The following is an 18,293-nucleotide window of genomic DNA, read 5'->3' on the forward strand; positions in this document are numbered from 1 at the left end:
ATCCAGTTATCTTAGTTACCAATTGAACACTGAATCTTTGCTTTATTGGAAGCAACATTCGCTTTGAAAATTAACGTTTATTTTCCACGGTCAACATATTCACTGATTCGTACTCGCCTCGCAATGAACTAATATATGTTTTGATCACATCAGCATACGTTTCTTTGTACTTTGATGTAAAGTTATAACAACATAACCGACCTGGCTTATGGAATATATATTTTAGCAGAACATCATATTTCCCTGTCGGAAGAATATTGAAATTATAATAATCAAGCATTACTGCTGGGTACGTGATTGTCTTTCCTTCCGGTAGAGTAATCACATCGTTGCTATCCGGAAATATCTTTTCTCCAACGCAATCAACACGTATTTCGGTCGGTCGGACGATCTTTCCGGCACTATCTCTAACAATTGCCTCGATGGGAAGAATACATTGTTCTACCCGAAGAATATTTAACGGCATTGATGAAGTGTTATGCATCGATACTTGAATTTTCAAACGACCGTTTACAAAAGAATATCCATGTAATTCTATTTGTAATACTTTCTGTTTTTCATTTTCTCTGTCAATTCGTTGGTGATATTTTTCCAGGGAGTCATTGGATTCAACAAGGGGAACATTCAATGTTACGTTATGGATTGTAATGGAATTTGAATCGGCAACAATCAGAGTATCATATTTGGAAATATATGTAAGGCCATAAAACGCGACAATGTGTCTTCCGATCGGCACATGTTCAATTTCATACAATCCATTTTTATCTACGAGACTTCCAAGAACAGTACCTTTAATTCCCACAGTAATGAGTTCATAAGATCTTTGACCATCCTGCAGTGTAATGGTCCCTTTGAGAGTAGCGCCGTAAATTTCAGAAATTGCGAGAAATGAGAGAAGTAATGAAGCTTTTAAATATGCTAATGTCATGGTATGTCGTTGGGACTGTTGCCTGATCTGATTGTTTTGATCATTACATTCAATTTTCATCAATGATGGCAAAAAATGAATGTCCTCGCGGCAAGCCGCGAGGTATCTTGTCATGCCAGCGTACGCTGGCATCCAGGTCCTGGATTCCGGCTTTCGCCGGAATGACGCCGCAAGCGGCGGGGAATTAGACCCTTAAGAGATTAAATCATCATTCCTTGGCTTTTAATAGGTTGTTGATCTTCATGCCAAATGTCTGTGTGGATAGTGAATCATATCCTATATGATCATACACAACAATTCCTTTTGCATCAATAATGACATTTCGCGGGAACGTTCCTCCCAAAATAGAAAATGTACTATCATTAAATAATGTATGCTGATACCGAAAAGGGTTTTGTTTTAAAAATTCTTTAACTTCTGATTCTTTATTCCATGCAACTGATATGAACTTAATTTTTCTTCCAGAATATTTTTTTTCATGCTTATTTAACTCTGGCATCTCTAGCACACAAGGCTGACAATATGTATTCCAACTATTAATTACTGTTATTGAATCATTTTGATACCGAAGACGATAGGGAAAACCTGAAAGTGTATTGATGGAGACTTCGGGCATTGGTTTTCCTACTTTTATCGGATTCGACTTAAATACCGGAATTGCTTCAGCAGTTGTTGATGATTTTTCCGGACTATTCCATCGAAATAACAACATTTTACTGTCTAGAAGTACGACAAATTCCATCTGATAGTCATCATAATTATTTTCAAACAATTGAAAGTTTCGCGTTCCTTTCAGCTGATATTCCGTTGTTTTTTCTAACATGACTAAAAGTGTGCTATATCCATTAGTTCCATAGTTCTGAATTAACCAGAACCAATCCTTCCCTAAACTATCTATACTCCAGACAAATTCTAAAGACAATGGCGTTTCACCAGCAAGGAGAGTGGCAGAATAAAGAGGCTTTTGTTTCCAACTGGTAAAGTGTTGGGTATAGGCTTCGGCAGTACTCTTTTCCAGAAATACAGCATGGAATGTGTTAGTCGTATCAACAGGTTTGGCTGTTTGACCAATTATTACACCGACAGTTAATCCTAACAACAATAAAACGAAAAGTGCTGATCGCATATATTTTCTTTCATCTAGATAAATAAAATCTGGCATACTGTGAATGACTATTTTTGCGCAATGAAGTACGACTTAAGATTCCAAACTTGATATCGCCGTTCAACAAAATCATAATCATACACTTTTACGATTCCAACGTCGGGGTGAATCCAATATGTTGGATGCCCATACGTGTTGGGAACAATCGTATTTTTTTGGACTTTAGCACAGTTTTGAAACACACCGACTTTTGTCGTTACAGTTTCAATGGTATCAACATTATACCGTAATGAACCGACACTCCATGTTTTGCCAATTGAGAGGGGAAACGGAAACGTCTTGCTTTCATATCCAGACAAATTAAACCTGAGTGTATCGTTATTTTCATAGACAATATTCGAATCGATCACTGTTCCATATTTCTCGATCCATAAAGCGCCTACTGTTCCATTGTTAGCAACACCCATATCTGCTACGGAGAAACCAGTGGTATCGGTGTAATTACTAAGCCCCGTATCTATTCGCTCATACTTCCAGGAAGATCCTACTGTGAGCGGGAAGTAGTTTGAAATATTCAATGTTTGCTTCAGTGTGCACCGAATCGCAGGAATGACATTTGACCGGACTTGTGCGGCGGTGATGTAATCTGAAAAATACATTTTCTTAAATTCAACCGCGTGAATGTCTTCCGTTACACTATCAATAAGTGCCGGTGTTACTTTTCCTGTGAACAGACTATCAATATATATTTTAGCTCCGGCAGGATATGTTTCGCAATATATTTTTCCATAGACAATGATTTTATTGTCCGTTTCGCGAGAAATGTACACAATGGATTCTTCTTTTTCACATCCAAGGATTGAAATGATGATACTTAAAAAGAGATATCGCAAGACGTGATTCATATAATAAGATCTTAATGATTTATTTTTTTCTATTTGCCGTTCTATATTTACGTATATCGTTATAGACATCTTTTGATGTTTTCCCAATGTAATATTTCAAATCAGTCAGATTATGATTCACCTGAAGCGTGTCGTATTCCCAATCGGAAAGTCCAAATTCCGCAGTATAACTGCGATGCTGTAATTGTAATTGTTCACTTTCTTCTTTTGTTTCAACTTGAAAATAGTAAGATCGTTTTACTAACTTTTGGCCATGCACTGCCTTCAATGAAAACTTTCCCTGATTATCTGTCGTCATTGTTACATTGTCTTTTCCATATTTCATAATTGCATCGAAACTGATGGATACATTTGTTGCAGGAACGCTGTCTTTATAATAACAGTATCCGCTCACAAGATAGATTGGGAGTTTTTTATTTAAAAGTGAAAAACGAATAGATTTAGTCGCCGTTGGCGAATGTAATTCAATCGGTATTGCCTTATTCATTGTTGGTGTATTCGGATAGAATGTCGTTTCGTACGGCATGTCCACCGTGGGTCCGTTGGGATTTACCGCTAAATAATATGCACCAAGAGTTATACCCTTATCAAATTCAAAATAACCCGAATCATTACTTGTTGCAGATTCAAAGTATCCAACGGAGTTATTTCTGGTATCGATATCTGATTCTACCAACGAAACCTCAATATTTGGGGCAGCCGATCCATTCGTAAAAAATGTTTTACCGTTAATGAATGTCGCCGGGAATAACTGATAATTGTCCTCTTCACATTCTAGAGAATCTATCCGAATTGATGAATGATAAGGAGACAAATACAACGAATCACTGATGGCTAATTCAATCGTATATACGCCAGGTTTTATGTCCAAGAAATAAAAATTTCCTTGTGAATTGGTCTTTGTAACATAATGATGTTCTTTGTTACGTATCGTCACCCTTAAGTCACACATATTAATAAACGGACTTCGATCTCTCACGTAATAAATGTTTCCAACAAAAGACGATGTAGAGAGAATATGCGGCAAATGTTCAAAAAAGACATAATCAATTTGTGATTCTGAGAGGGCTTTCGATCTTGAACAGATATTCGTTGTATATCCTTTATCTTTTTTATAGGCATAAATTAAATAGTCAATACTATCCCGAAAGTAAGAGCCGCAATCTCCCCCGCCCATTCCGGTTTCAATTGCTATTGTATCAAGCGCTTCTCCCTTTAATACTTTTGAGACAACGAATCTATATTCCTGCCTAAACGAAAATTCATTATCAGCTTTATGAATTTGGGTAAGCTTTCCAATAAATATTATATCTGCCGAATTATACGATTTCGTTATGGAAGTTCTAAAACAGGAACAGGGATATGTATTACAAAATATCATGAATAGTAAAAGTGTTTTCAGAAGTGATCTATTCATAATGCTTTCTTTTGTGAAGCAAGCATACAAGAGACATTTTTGGATTGGATTTTGTCTTATTAAATTCCATACCTCATTAACCAACATTATTATTCTAAAAAAATGTATTGCAATAATACCATAACAGCAATCGCAAATACTCTATAGTATTAAGTTACAACTTCATTATTTCTTGCGCATCACGTGAATACGGGATGGGGTTATTTTTTCCATTTTTCATGAAATTGAACATGGGCAAGTTGGTCGTGCAGTGTTTCTTTGGAAGGATCGAGCGATCGGATAACTTCGGTAGGATATCCGCTTTGGATTGTCTTTAAAAAAACAACCTTCTCTTTAATAGTATAGAGTAAGCGCCACGATTTTATGGCAATAACATATCCGCCTAAGTCATATTTCATAATTCTGCGGTATGAATGCGGGAAGGGATCGAATGAGAGGATATCAATCGCCCGTTCCAATAGATGAATATTGTGCGTTTCCTTCAGCCACTCCGCTTGTTCTTTTGCTTCGGAAGATACTTCAACGGCATACGGCGATTCTTCCGCATGTTCAACTTCCGCTAACCAGCCAATCTCTGCATCGGGAAACGCTTCGGCATACGGAATATACGGTTTGATATCAAGGATCGGCGTGCCATCCAACAGATCCGGATTTTCAACTTTAATGACTCTCCCTTTCACGTCAATCAATTTACATAACGAGAGGCCAATGGGATTGGGACGATGCGGCGAGCGTGTTGCAAAAACTCCCCGCTTGGTCCTGCCGCTCCGAGGTGGAAGAACTTTCGGTTTCCAATCGGAATTTTCATGAAACCAGGAGATAATCCAGATTCGTTCGAACCCATTCAAATATTCCAACGCCTGATCAAAATTTTTATCAGGATAAAGTTCGATGGTACCAATAACTGTTTCTTTATCTATACCCGGCTGACGCGGTGCGTGTTGTTTTTCCTGGTATGGAGTACGAATGATACCGATTGGAGTGAGGATCAATTGATCGGTCATACTAAAATTTAAATTTATATCCGAATGAAAGAGCATAATTATTCACCAACAAACCGGGTATCACCTCTTCATATTTATAATCAACGGAAAAATCGACGGTTGATTTCAAATCGATGACATATTGAAATCCTGTTCCGATACTTTGAGATTTCAAAAGATTAATTCTTGTTCCGGTTGTGTCGGTGTAATTGTCCTCATCCGGTGTGGAACCAGCTCCCCCTTTGAGAAAAGCGTACGTTCCGTCCCCTCCAAAATATTGGCGAATGGTCAATGAAAATGAACGGGAAAGCTGCTTGCCTGGTATGAGATACGTGCGAAGAGAAAACCAATAATCTCCTAAATAATAACCTACCGAAGCCGTATAAATATCGATCGGACTATTACTAAAAAAAAGAAGCCGTGTACCGATGGATGCCTCAAAACTTTCGGGAAGTTTGAAAAATGGTTCCAAACCAAACCGATGTTTTGGAAAGTTCTTCGTCCAGGAATATCCATAATTTGCATATGCATAGATGCCGCTGACGATTTTAGGATAGGCTTCTAGTTCCACTTGATATCCCTCGTTTCCGAAACGGCGGGATCCATTTAATTTAAGCGCGACCGATCCAATTGGGGTGATTCGTGTATATTGCACAGTCATTTGATCCCGCGGCGAAAACCGTGCAACATTAAACCAGTCGTGTGTGTACGAAACGCCGATGCTATTTAAATATGAACGTGTTTTAATCGATTCCCTCAACGGTTGAATTTCCGGGTTAGATCTATTGATATCTTCCAGAATAGAAAGTGTAAACAATGCCTCGCCATCTTTATCCATGTCACGATAAATCTTTACTCGTTTCACTAAAAGCTCTTCGTCATTCGGAAAATATTTCAACGCTGTATTACAAAGAACCAATGCATCCGGAAATTTTCCATCCCACATCTCAACATCAATTGCGGCCTGAAGCGCGTCAAGATATTTCGGTTTTTCTTTCAGAACTCGTTTTAATTCTTGCCGGGCTTCTTTTCTACGACCATCCCATGCATATGTTCGAGCAAGCAGAACCTTCAGGTCAGTGTAGGCTGGACTTTTCGCAATGGCAATCTTCAATATTACTCTGGCCGAATCGCGTTGTCCGCTAAACGCAAGATCACGCGCACGAACAAACAGTTCATCAGCATCAAGTGCATCCAGCTTCGTTTGTGCATTTATACTTTGCAATACTATCAGAACGGATAAAAGAACGAAATATTTACACTTCATATGGTTAGACCGCTTCATTGTTATCGTTATCGTACAAATTTAGTTCGGGTTATCCGTTCCATTATTTCTTAAATCCGACGCGGGTCATTGCTCCCCAGGATTGAACTCCCCGCGCATAATCCCAGAATGCTTTCATTCTCCACCATACGGTGATCTGTCTGTACCCAAAATTTTCAATAACTGCCAATAAAAGAAGTTTCAGCAGATCTCGCGTGCGGGGATAGCGATGAAATGAAATTTCTTCCAGAATGACTGAACTGATGGAAAACATGACACCGTAGATTACTGATACAACAAAAAAGAGCGTGAAAATTTCTAAATTCACCATTCCCAAATAAAATCCGAATCCAACGGCAAGAATTCCCAGTCCTTCAATGACTGGCCCTAACAATTCAATAAAAACAAAGTACGGCGTGCTAACAAGACCGAGCACTTTGTAGCGCTTGTTGAATAACATTTTTTTGTGAATCAGCAGCGTATCGAGCAAACCGCGATGCCATCGGTTGCGCTGTCTGCCAAGAATTTTCAAGGTCTCCGGTGCTTCCGTCCAACAGACAGGATCGGGAACAAATTCCACGCGATACGGTCTGTCGTTCTCCAAGCAATATCGATGCATCCGTACAACCAATTCCATATCTTCACCGACGGTGTCATGTTTATATCCGCCGACCTTGATTACAATTTCTCGATTAAAGAGTCCGAATGCACCGGAAATGATCAGCAGTCCGTTGATCGCTCCCCATCCCATTCTGCCGGAAAGATACGCCCGATAATATTCTATCACCTGAAACGAAGGGATCAATTTATTGGAAAGGCGAACTTCTTTCACATGTCCGCGTTCAATTTTACAGCCGTTGGCTATGCGAACTATTCCGCCGACGGCGATCACCCGCTCGTCATCCAGAAATGGTTTCGCTACTTTCAGCAATGCGTCATCTTCCAGAATGGAATCCGCATCAATGGCGCAGACCAGCGGATACCGAGAGACATTGATCCCCACATTGAGTGCATCCGCTTTCCCACCGTTCGCTTTATCCACAACGATCAGGCTTTTGTATTCCGGGCGCCGTGACACATAAATTCCGCGGACTGGTTTTGTGGCGATGGTAGGAAGATATGCTCGTTCCGTTCTGACCATGTCGAATTCTTTCACCACCACTTCCAACGTATTATCTTTGCTGCCGTCATTGATGAAAACAACTTCTGATGTCGGATAATTTAATCGCAGCAACGAATTCACACTTTCAATACATGTTGCAGATTCATTGTATGCCGGAGCAAGAATCGAAACGGGAGGAGTCAGCTCGGATTGCATGATCACTCGATAATCGCAAAATGCGTGGCGGCGGAGATATGTGACGATTGCGCCAAAGGAGATGGCATACATGGAGAAGTAGAACACATTCACAAAAACAAAGAAACCGATAATGAATAATGAATATGTGTTTATGACAACATTAATAAACTCAACAAATAGCTCCATCATACTCCCCCCGCCGCAATTTTTGATGAATTCATCGGGACACCGGCTTCATGGAGGAATTGCATTGCGATCATCCGCACCTGTTCATCATCAAGATTCAATGCATATAATAAACTCTTAATCCCCAATTCTCCGGATCGCGCCAACGCTTCCGCTGCAGCAAGTTTCACAATCAAAGTATCTTTCACCAGCATCCAGTACAGATCGTATGCCATGGAAGGGGACGAAAGATTTCCTGCCGCCTTCGCTGCGTCCGCACGTAATTGTTCGTTATCGGAATATAAAAACCGTTGAATAACAGGAATACTTCTTCCGTCACCAATTCTTCCCAGTGCTATTAAACTTTTATGTTTCACTTCGGAGACGGTGTAGTCGATATACTCCAACAACGTTGGCACTGCCTTTACATCCCCAAGAATTCCAAGCATGTCAACACAAAATCCCTGAATCTTCGGATACTTCGACTGCATCGCTTGCACCAAGGGTAATACGGAATGTTCACCGAATCCTAAAATGGAACGGGAAAGCCGCACCTGCATCCAAGGAGACATTTCTTTCAACCGCATCATAATCGGACTGAGAATTTCCACACCGGCTATGTCGAGCATTGCCTGCGCTGCTTCAATCCGCACGTCGCCATTCTCGTCATCCAAACATTGCTCCAGATACGGAAGAGCGGATTCATTCATCATCAATCCTGCATTTTTACATCCCTTTGCACGAATCCACCATCGATTATCCCGAAGTGTTTCGCTCGTTTCTTTGACGAAATCAAAATATTCAAATGCACGGGTCAAACGTATCCGAGTATCGCCAATCACTTCCGTTGTTAATTTCAACATCACACGTTTCAACGATCTTCTGCGGGAATTGTATTTGGAGTTTCCATCAATATTGAGGTCGATCTTCAATGTAATAAGATACGGCTCCAGTCGTTTGATAAATTCTTCTCGATCCGTAGTACTATCGTCGGTCACAATATCAGCAAACAAATACTGATTGAGAAATTCACGAGTTTTGGTATCGCCGCTGTACAGCTTAGTCTCAACGGTCGCAGCGCGGACCTTCGAAACGATCAGACCGATCGATCCGATGGCAATCAAAAAAAGAGCGAGAAACGTTGTGACAAGTACAAAGAGAAAAAAAATGGCGGTATTCCTTTAAAATTGGAAAGAATGTTACCGGTATTTTGTTTGAACCGGATTTTGATCCGCCGCGCGATGCAAGATCTGTTTCATCATCGGCAGATAAAATTTCCAAAAAAAACGAGTCTGATCCGAAACAAAATAGAATGAGAATAATTTACTGAGTAAAAATTCTACATTCCAATATTCTGTCAGCAGTGTTTCCACGCGATTGTCGGCAAAATCACCAGCAAAATAGATATTGCGTTCTTCACTGTTTGACAGGATCACTGCTGGAAATGAAAGCGGAAGGCCTGCGACGGCCATTTTTTCTTTCCCCAAATGATTGCATTGAATTTCATATGTGGCAAGAGCTCGAGCAGAAGAATCAATCTCCATAAATTCAAAGAAGTAATAATAGGGCACATTGTCTTCCGTTTCCGTCAGCAGAGGGTGTTCACTGTTTCGGATAAAGACTGGCGTATGTGAAAGATCTCCGGATTGGAGCACCACAATTCCCGGCCTCTCATCCCCCAATGTGCGTTTCACCGTGATAATAATTCCCCGCCCTGAGAAGTTCCACTTTTCTCGATACTGTTTTTGATAAAGATCTTTCATCCAGTGTGCAGCACTGTTTACATCGTCATAATAGCGGCCAAGTGCGCCCGTAAAATGGACTCCGAACAGTTTTTCTAGACGCTGCTGAACTGGTTTGACTTCCAACTGTGGATCCTGCATGGTGTTAAACTCCGCAATTGACATCCTCCCCAGCGAATCGTATTGTTCAATCAAACTTATTTCTTCTTCATTAATTCCGCCATACTGTAATTTAATCGGAACATACGTTTCAGGAATCAAACGTTCGTATTGATTATACTCCATGGGATATTCGTACACGCCATACGTATCGACGATGTATAATAGAGAAGTCTGAAGAAGTTGTAATTGAGACACATCATTCACTGTAGTATCTTTTGGTTGGTATCCGTAATAATCAACTTCACCATCGTAAAATTCACCTGAGCGGGGATCAACGTATTTCCAATGATTCAGCAACCAAAAAAAAGAGTGGTGTTCTCGGTAACCCTGGCCTGTGGTTTTATCGATCACTACAACGGCAAGAGGAGTTTTTGGTACGATGTACCAATAGAGATATGGAACAACGAAAACAATAAGGAGTAACGCGGCGATTGTGAAGATGATTTTGTGGGTATAGAAAAATCGTTTTTTCGATCGCTGCATGAGTATTTCAGTTAAGTTTTATTTCGCGCTAATACGGATTTTACTCGCACAAGAAGTTCTTGAGGACTGAATGGTTTTTTGATGTAATCTTCAACACCAAGGGAAAATCCTTCCACAATTTCTTTTTCCAGAGTTCTGGAGGTGAGCATAACAACAGGGATTGACTTCGTAGTGGGATTTTTCTTAAGTGCAATCACCAATTCTTTTCCCCCCATCACCGGCATCATCACATCAGTGATAATAAGGTTCACCGTGTTTTTCTTTAAAAATTCGAGCGCTTCGGCACCATTATGCGCCGCGGAGACTTCGTATCCCGAATTCTTCAGTTTAAATGCAACAAGTTGTTCTATGTTACTGTCGTCTTCAACGACGAGTATCTTTTCTGCCATAGGTTTTGACCAATATACAAAAGGCTGAGCTGATATTACATGAGAAAAAAACAAAGGGAAGGCATTTCTGCCTTCCCTTCTTTTGAGCGAGAGACGGGGATCGAACCCGCGACGTCAAGCTTGGGAAGCTTGCATTCTACCACTGAATTACTCTCGCAAATCCCTTCCATAAAGTACAATTTTTTTTCCTATATTGCATCGCCAATATGGAAACTTTTTCACTCTGTTATAGGTTTAAGCTTTCAACTCACAATCACAATAAGGAATCACCATGAAAAACCTCTCCATCCTTGTATTATCGCTGGTTATCGTTGCCAGCAATATGTTTGCACAAATGCCGCCGTCGAAGATGCTCCGTGTAAGCCCCTATGCTTCTGTAACACAGACAATCGGCATTACGGAAGCTACTATTTCCTATCACCGTCCGGGAGTAAAAGGACGCGAAATTTTTGGGAAACTTGAACAATTCGGAAAAGTGTGGCGTGCAGGGGCAAATAATGCAACATCATTTGAATTTTCTCAGGATGTCACCATTGCCGGAACAACGTTAAAGGCTGGACGATATGAATTTTTCTTGATCCCAACAGAGAATGAATGGACAGTAATCTTTAATTCTGCAAAAGATCAATGGGGTGCTTATTCATATGATTCAACTTTGAATGTTATCACTTTCAAAGTAACACCGGATACAATTCCTCACGAAGAATGGTTGTCGTATAGTTTTTCGGACTTGACCAGCTCATCCGCAAAAGTCTCTTTAAAGTGGAATAAAACCGCTGTTTCATTTATAATTAACACCAACACTGAAGAGAACATTAAGAAAGTAGAAGCGTCGTATTCCTCACTCGCTGCACAGCAGGCAGCAATGTTTGCTCGCTATTCACTGGACACTAAAACAGACGTTGACAATGGAATTGCTGCCGTTAACCGAGCAATTGCCATTACACCAAGTTTTTCCAATCTCTCTTTAAAAGCAAATCTTCTTGCACAAAAAGAACAATGGTCCGAAGCCGTAAAGACAGGCGAAGAGGCATTGAAAGCGGGAAAAGAGAGTGGCGCAAACACAGCAAACTTTGAGAAGACAATGACTGGATGGAAAGAAAAACTTCCTCCGGTAAAAGGGAAGAAAAAATAAACTGACAGATGTTTCATAAAAAAGGGGAGTTCAACTCCCCTTTTTTATTTCAACAAAAGCATTTTTTTACTCTCCGAATATTTACCCACCCGCAATGTGTAATAATAGATGCCGGATGAAAACCGTTCAGCATTCCAATTAAAAGAATGCACTCCTGCTGTAAGTGTGGAGTTTACTAAAGAGGTTACTTCCTGTCCAAGCATAGTAAATACTTTCAACGAAACCGCAGTCTCGTGTGCAAGATGAAACTGAATTTGTGTACTGGGATTAAATGGGTTCGGGAAATTTTGGAATAATGTAAAATCAAAAACATTTTGAACATCAGGAGTAACATTCAAAACTTTTAGCGTGTTGACGGCAAACTCTGCTGATGCTCTGACATCGGGATCTACGTCGTTTTGTGCAGTCTTAAGTACATTGAGAATATCGTTCTTTCTTGATTGTATTTGGAACTTGAGTGTGTCCCATCTTTTTATCAGATCTTCCCCTACCCATGGAGATGACCGTACAAAGAATCTCCATGATCCTTCAATGGCATGTTTACGTACCCACCATTCAGGTGCATATTGAATTGCCGTTAAGATGGAATCCAGATTGGGAAACATCGTCATAGCATATCGGGGAGGAATGTTCCAGCGATAAATCTTCACCCCAGATCGTGCACCTCCTTCTTCAAGAAGTGCATTTCGAGCCGAACCGGTTCCCGATACAGTGACATACCAATAATATCGATAGATACATCCAGCAGGACAATCTCCGCTGCCGTATGAAAATGCAAAATGATCAATATTATTTTTTCGAAAGTACTCTATGTTATTGGCGTCACCACCGTAACCATTTGGCTCTGCAAAATTTACACCTCTATGTTTTGCATAGAGAGCGGACAACCGTTGCATTTGAAGAGGTGTCTTAAATGTAAGAATATAAAATCCTGAAGCTCTGTAGCCGGTGTCCGCCTTCACAAGTCCATAGACCTTTCCAAGTGAATCGATATACGTATCACCCGTCAATAACTCCAACCTTCTCCACGCTTCACTCCACTCTGCACTTGTAGAAATAAGCAATTGACTGATGACATACTGCCGGCGGGCATGAATCGAATTGAGAGTGTCGTACTTCAAGCGTGCAATGATTAAACTAGAATCGATTTTTTGTGCCCATAGAGAATCCAACATGATCCCTTCCTGCACTCTCAGTGTCAATTCAATTGCATCGCTCGAAATCTGGGCGGGCGCTCTTGTTGAACAGAACACCATGGCCAGACCAATAATGCAACGATATATCGTTCGAAATTTGGTCATAAAGTTTTTCCTTGCAGTGTCACTCTTTATAATTATACAAATTTCCTGTTATCTTTTAACAAAAGCAATAATTCTATTTTGTAAACAAGACTATCCTATTCGAATTCGTCCCTTTTGAATTATTATCAACTCCCCAAATATTTGCCGTTTTTGTAAATTGCTGTTGATTGATCATAATCGCTTCACAGCGAAATCCGGCAAGCAAACCAAGGTTCACCACATACTCTTCCAATTTAATCGTTCCACTTCGTACTTCTCCCACTTCAAAAGCGACCCAGCCGTTTTTTTTTGTGATCCGATAGAGTTCCCGAAATACATCTCCCATAACATTGCACCAATCATCCAGTGTGCGCGACATTGTAATATTTATTGAAACCTTTTTCGCATCAATTCCATTGAACCAGCATCGAAGCCAGTTATCGTTTACGTACTGCACCACATCAAGAAATGGGGGAGATGTTACAGTAAGTGCGACAGAATTATTCTTGATTTTCTTTGTGACGCGAGCATCCGCAGTGATAAATGCTGCTTTTTTTGCAGCCTTCCCAAGCGTTTTCTTTTGCTCATCATTGATTTGATTGATTAATTGTTTCGATTTTTTCAGAATGATGTCCTTTACATTTCTATACTCCGGCTTTTGCTTTCGCAGTCTGTTTATTTTTCTCTGGCTCTCCGCAGATAATGCCTGGTTTGGTGGAAGCGTATAAACAGAAAAAAAACCTTTCGAATGTCCCGTCAATCTGTTTGTTGCAACCATTCGTATCCAACGATCGATGGAATCTTCTTCACTTTTTTGAGATCGAGAATGTAGATATTTTTTCAGCGATAGTATCTCAGACATTGTTTCTTTATGATAAAACATCGAAAGGTCTATATTGGAAGAAGTTTTGGTTTTTAGCGAAATCTTTTCCAATCGCTCAGTGATTTCTTCAATGGAAGGGATAATCAGTCGCGATTGAGATAAGATCGCACTTAACGGATTGATATCGTTTGCGATAATATTTCTTTGAAGAAGAGCCGCTTCGATAATTGTTGTACCCCTGCCGGAAAATGGATCATACACAACATCACCCGGTTTTGTTAATCGTTCAATAAAGAAACGGGGTAATTGCGGTTTAAAACAAGCTCGGTATGAAACTTCATGAATTGAGTGTGCCTGCCTCTGTTTCGATGTCCAATATTCATTAGTGAATATTGGAATCGATTGCTTGTCAATATTTAAAGATGAAACACGGGATTTATTTCGCTTCCCGTTTTCCCTAGAGACAAAATCGAATAATTGGTCGTTGAGCAGTTTCTTCATTCTTATTTCCCAACGGAAACTAAATTTGCAAACAATCGATAAGCACCTTCCACACCAGCCGGTAATTGACGGAAGAATGAAAGTCCGGTAAAGATGTAATGTCCTTTTCCATACCGTGTGTAGAGTAAACTTCCTTCCAGCAGCTGTTCGTTCGGATCGGCACACGACAGCACCGTCTCAAATTTTGGATCCCACGTTGATGCAAAATACAATCCACGCTCCTGCACCCAATGTTGAAAATCACTCGAGGAAATTTTATTTGGTGAATTTAGCAATGCATGTTCCGGTTTGATGAAGTTCATCGCTGCATATTCATCTGTCACTCTATTGCGGGAAAGTGCAAACGGAAAGGGGCCGATATTTTCCGTCTGTCCTCGTTCCAACACTTGATATTGCACAACATATGTTCCCCCTTGTTCAACATATTTCATCAAAGTTGAATGCGATAGACGCAATTGTTCGCGTGTATTATAGGAGCGCACGCCCGCAACAATCGCATCATACTTGGTAAGATTTCCATTCAACAATTCCACATCCGTAATGAGCGAAACTGTATACCCCATTTGTCGTAATGCGTTCGGCACTTCATCACCGGCACCCATAATATATCCAACTGTTGTTCCATTTTTTTTCAGATCGAATTTTAAGGATCGGCTAGTGGCATGTGTCAAAATAGACTGGGGTGAAATATGATCATGAACAATATGTTTTACGGTCGAGTTATAAATTTCTCCATTAACAACAGCTTCGGCGATAAGCTCTCCACTGGAGGTCGTTGAATCCGGATAAATGGTAAAAATTACTTCCGTTTCGGAATCTTTTTTCAATATTGAAAATTTCTGTTCTAAAGAAACATTCCATCCCTTGGACGATTTCAATGATACAACACCGGCAACATTCTCTCGTGAAGAATGAAGTCTAACGATTACATTTTTAGATGTAGTCTCATTCCACACAATATTTTTCTCGTCCATCAATACGGAGATTGGCGGAATCACTTCCACATTTCGCACTTGTTCTCCTTGGATATCGTCAATCCATTTATATCTGACCGGAACATTGAAAATGAATGGTTCATTCTCAATCGTTACCGAAGTCGCAACATACAGAATGGCAGGATTCTCAGCTTTCCCAATGACCGATTGATCAGAAACGGAATACCGATTATCCTTCGGATCGGACGTGAGCCAATATGGTTGTGAATACATCTCATTTGAATGGATGGTGGAAGCAAACTGGATGTGAAACGGTTCATTATAATTCAACAACTGTTTGGATTCTTTATTCAAATTCAATTCAGGTGAAAATGCTGAGGCAACAGTGATCTTCGCCGACGAACGATTAAGGAATGTTAATCCAATCTTGATGGAATCATTGCGGGAATAAAGTGCATCATCAGCACGAGCTTCAATCGATAACGCAGCGGACGATTGAATAACCGATGCAAGTTCTTCCATTTTTCGATTGATGAGCGGATCGAAATTCACTTTCCTCAGTTCTTGATAAAAACGTACAAGCGTTGGAATACATTTTTCGGGCGATGAGGGAATAAATTTTTTCTTAATCTCTTCTGCCATTTGCTGAAGTTTTTTTCCATTGGAATACCTATTCCACGTAACATTAACGTCGTCGAACAGATCGTTTTTCATCGATTCACCTGCCGTCACCACAAACTCGTTTACACTTGTCCCTTTGTTCTGCGCAGAACCCATCGCCTGACTCTTATGCATTGAACGGCTGATCCCAGCAAGCTCAGTATAGGATTTACCTAGGAGCGGATTGTATTCACCTACATCAATCTTTACTGTTGCTATATTTCCTGGATTTGAATTATTTCCGCCAAAACGAAAATAATTAAAAAGAAGCCGCTTTGCCTTCCATGGCTGGACAAATCTCAATTGTTCGGGAAACACATTTGGATCGCCGGAAATCTTAAACGCTTCTTCAGCAAGAATTGCGGAGGCAAGATGATGTCCGTGCCCACCCTGCGTTGGAGAAAACCGGTTGATAATAATATCGGGACGGAATGTCCGAATAACCCAAACGACATCTTTCAGCACGCTGTCTTTATTCCATAACCGGAGAGATTCTTCTGCAGACTTCGAATATCCAAAATCGATCGCCCGTGTAAAAAATTGTTCGGCTCCATCCACTTTACGCGCCTCCAATAATTCCTGCGTCCGAATAACACCAAGTTCAACTCCTTGTTCAGAGCCGATCAGATTTTGTCCACCTTCGCCGCGTGTAATAGCCAAATATCCGGTGCGATATAATTTTCCTTTGGAAAAATATGAAAGCAGCGCGGTGTTTTCATCGTCGGGGTGTGCGGCAATATACAGAACTGATCCAAGAACGGAGAGTTTGTTCACGGCAAGCTGCAGTTCAACAGCATCCATCTGACGTTGTTGCGCAACTGAAATTTGAATCAGGAATAAAATTACAACAAGGTATTTTTTCATATATTCATTAGAGGTTATTAGAACCCATTTCAAAAATGAAACTATTGCCATTCTGAGCAAGCCTTGGATTTTTTTATACTAAGCGCAGCGAAGCCCCGTTGTTCGGGGTGCCGTGCATGTAAAAAACTTATCGGCAAATCTGATGCTAATTTCAGATTCTTCATCCCGATATCCTTCGCTCCGGTCCGACACGAAGTTTCCCTTAGGGAAGGACTCCTTCGGAAATTGCATCGGGATTCAGAATGACCGTTATTTTTGTGTTTTTGAAATGGATTCTATAAAAAAATGTATTCAAAACTCTTAGTCATAGCTCAATTTACGCTTATTGTCGCAATAGTACAATACTGCGAATTTCCATTTTATAATCCCTACTTATTATTCTTGGGAATATTTGGTGGGTTGATCGGTATTCTTGCTATTTTTACAATGAAATTAAACAATCTTCGCGTTCAGCCAATTCCAAAATCAGACGCAGAACTTATCACTTCAGGAATCTATCAGTACATTCGTCATCCGATGTACACATCCGTGCTCGTAATGATGTTGTCGTTTGTTCTCAATACTATAGAAATAATTTCAGTTTCCCTGTTTTGTGTACTTATAATAACCCTCATTGTCAAACTGCAATATGAAGAACAGTTGTTACAACAGAAATTTACTGACTATTCAGATTACATGAAACAAACCTACCGATTGATTCCGTTTATTTTCTAATTCTTAACTATCTGAACTATGTGTCTACTTGTCCGCCTTCATTTTGACTGATGTAGTGTGCTTTTTTCAACGACCTGAAACACATAGGCACATAGGACACATAACATATTTCATTGTTCCGGAAGATTTCGGAATAATTCATTTACAAAAGTTCGCTGGCCTTCCTTAAAAAGATTTGAACAATTAAAATTAATGAGAATACCTTTGGGTTTCTCCAGTAACTTCATATACGTTAGAAGCTGCGCTTCGTGAATAGGTAAAATTGAATCAACAGATTTCAATTCAATCACAATAATTCTTTCAATCAACAAATCACACCGAAGCTCTGTATCAAGATCTATTCCTTTATACCCGACATTGACAATAAATTCTGAATCATACGACAATTTTCTAAGAGTCAATTCTTGTTTAAGGCATTTATGATACACACTTTCCAGTAAACCAGGTCCCAAAGCTTTATGTACTTCAATTGCTCCTCCAATAATTTGAAATGTCAGTTCATCAAGATACTTTTTCGTCATAGTTTTTCCATGTTCTC

General features: G+C 40.0%; 16 protein-coding genes and 1 tRNA gene. 2 read left to right on the forward strand and 15 right to left on the reverse strand.

The window, feature by feature from the left end; all coding sequences use genetic code 11:
• Positions 1 to 70: 70 nt before the first annotated feature.
• The 11 genes from WDA22_10040 to WDA22_10090 all read right to left on the reverse strand — a co-directional run bounded on the left by WDA22_10040 (position 71) and on the right by WDA22_10090 (position 11,000).
• Positions 71 to 988, reverse strand: a complete 918-nt coding sequence (locus WDA22_10040; GenBank protein MFA5833802.1) for a hypothetical protein — start codon at positions 986 to 988, stop codon at positions 71 to 73.
• 148 nt (positions 989 to 1,136) lie between these two features.
• Entirely contained in the window at positions 1,137 to 2,054 is a 918-nt protein-coding gene (locus WDA22_10045; GenBank protein ID MFA5833803.1) for a TlpA disulfide reductase family protein, read from the reverse strand.
• 47 nt (positions 2,055 to 2,101) lie between these two features.
• Positions 2,102 to 2,938: a PEGA domain-containing protein gene (locus WDA22_10050; protein ID MFA5833804.1), complete on the reverse strand. Its 837-nt coding sequence runs from the start codon at positions 2,936 to 2,938 to the stop codon at positions 2,102 to 2,104.
• Between the two features lie 19 nt (positions 2,939 to 2,957).
• Positions 2,958 to 4,355, reverse strand: coding sequence for a hypothetical protein (locus tag WDA22_10055; protein MFA5833805.1), 1,398 nt, complete (start codon positions 4,353 to 4,355; stop codon positions 2,958 to 2,960).
• Positions 4,356 to 4,555: 200 nt separating this feature from the next.
• Positions 4,556 to 5,359: a tRNA (N6-threonylcarbamoyladenosine(37)-N6)-methyltransferase TrmO gene (tsaA, locus tag WDA22_10060; GenBank protein ID MFA5833806.1), complete on the reverse strand. Its 804-nt coding sequence runs from the start codon at positions 5,357 to 5,359 to the stop codon at positions 4,556 to 4,558.
• A 1-nt stretch (position 5,360) separates the two neighbouring features.
• A complete protein-coding gene (locus WDA22_10065; GenBank protein MFA5833807.1) occupies positions 5,361 to 6,605 on the reverse strand; it encodes a YaiO family outer membrane beta-barrel protein in 1,245 nt (414 codons plus the stop codon).
• A 61-nt stretch (positions 6,606 to 6,666) separates the two neighbouring features.
• Complete coding sequence (locus WDA22_10070; GenBank protein MFA5833808.1) at positions 6,667 to 8,091, reverse strand: glycosyltransferase; 1,425 nt, start codon at positions 8,089 to 8,091, stop codon at positions 6,667 to 6,669.
• On the reverse strand, positions 8,088 to 9,191 hold the full coding sequence (locus tag WDA22_10075; protein MFA5833809.1) for a HEAT repeat domain-containing protein: 1,104 nt from the start codon (positions 9,189 to 9,191) through the stop codon (positions 8,088 to 8,090). The genes WDA22_10070 and WDA22_10075 overlap by 4 nt, the downstream gene beginning before the upstream one ends.
• Positions 9,192 to 9,266: 75 nt before the next feature.
• Positions 9,267 to 10,454: a hypothetical protein gene (locus tag WDA22_10080; protein MFA5833810.1), complete on the reverse strand. Its 1,188-nt coding sequence runs from the start codon at positions 10,452 to 10,454 to the stop codon at positions 9,267 to 9,269.
• An 11-nt stretch (positions 10,455 to 10,465) separates the two neighbouring features.
• Positions 10,466 to 10,843 carry a response regulator gene (locus tag WDA22_10085; protein MFA5833811.1) on the reverse strand — a complete coding sequence of 126 codons (378 nt, stop codon included), beginning with the start codon at positions 10,841 to 10,843 and terminating at the stop codon, positions 10,466 to 10,468.
• 85 nt (positions 10,844 to 10,928) lie between these two features.
• Positions 10,929 to 11,000, reverse strand: a tRNA-Gly gene (locus WDA22_10090).
• Positions 11,001 to 11,114: 114 nt separating this feature from the next.
• Between WDA22_10090 and WDA22_10095 the strand changes: the two genes are divergently transcribed.
• Positions 11,115 to 11,978, forward strand: coding sequence for a DUF2911 domain-containing protein (locus tag WDA22_10095; GenBank protein MFA5833812.1), 864 nt, complete (start codon positions 11,115 to 11,117; stop codon positions 11,976 to 11,978).
• A 44-nt stretch (positions 11,979 to 12,022) separates the two neighbouring features.
• Here the strand turns inward: WDA22_10095 and WDA22_10100 are convergent, their stop codons facing one another.
• The 3 genes from WDA22_10100 to WDA22_10110 all read right to left on the reverse strand — a co-directional run bounded on the left by WDA22_10100 (position 12,023) and on the right by WDA22_10110 (position 17,041).
• Positions 12,023 to 13,279 carry a T9SS type A sorting domain-containing protein gene (locus WDA22_10100; protein ID MFA5833813.1) on the reverse strand — a complete coding sequence of 419 codons (1,257 nt, stop codon included), beginning with the start codon at positions 13,277 to 13,279 and terminating at the stop codon, positions 12,023 to 12,025.
• A gap of 73 nt (positions 13,280 to 13,352) precedes the next feature.
• Entirely contained in the window at positions 13,353 to 14,582 is a 1,230-nt protein-coding gene (locus tag WDA22_10105; protein MFA5833814.1) for a DNA methyltransferase, read from the reverse strand.
• 2 nt (positions 14,583 to 14,584) lie between these two features.
• The gene (locus WDA22_10110; protein ID MFA5833815.1) at positions 14,585 to 17,041 is read right to left on the reverse strand and encodes a PIG-L family deacetylase; all 2,457 of its coding nucleotides are present in this window, start codon (positions 17,039 to 17,041) and stop codon (positions 14,585 to 14,587) included.
• A 285-nt stretch (positions 17,042 to 17,326) separates the two neighbouring features.
• Between WDA22_10110 and WDA22_10115 the strand changes: the two genes are divergently transcribed.
• Entirely contained in the window at positions 17,327 to 17,755 is a 429-nt protein-coding gene (locus tag WDA22_10115; GenBank protein ID MFA5833816.1) for an isoprenylcysteine carboxylmethyltransferase family protein, read from the forward strand.
• Positions 17,756 to 17,865: 110 nt separating this feature from the next.
• Here WDA22_10115 and WDA22_10120 read toward each other — a convergent pair whose 3' ends face one another.
• On the reverse strand, positions 17,866 to 18,276 hold the full coding sequence (locus WDA22_10120) for a GxxExxY protein (protein ID MFA5833817.1): 411 nt from the start codon (positions 18,274 to 18,276) through the stop codon (positions 17,866 to 17,868).
• Between the last annotated feature and the right edge of the window lie 17 nt (positions 18,277 to 18,293).

The sequence above is a fragment of the Bacteroidota bacterium genome, assembly GCA_041658205.1.
Lineage (GTDB): Bacteria > Bacteroidota > Ignavibacteria > UBA10030 > UBA8401 > UBA8401.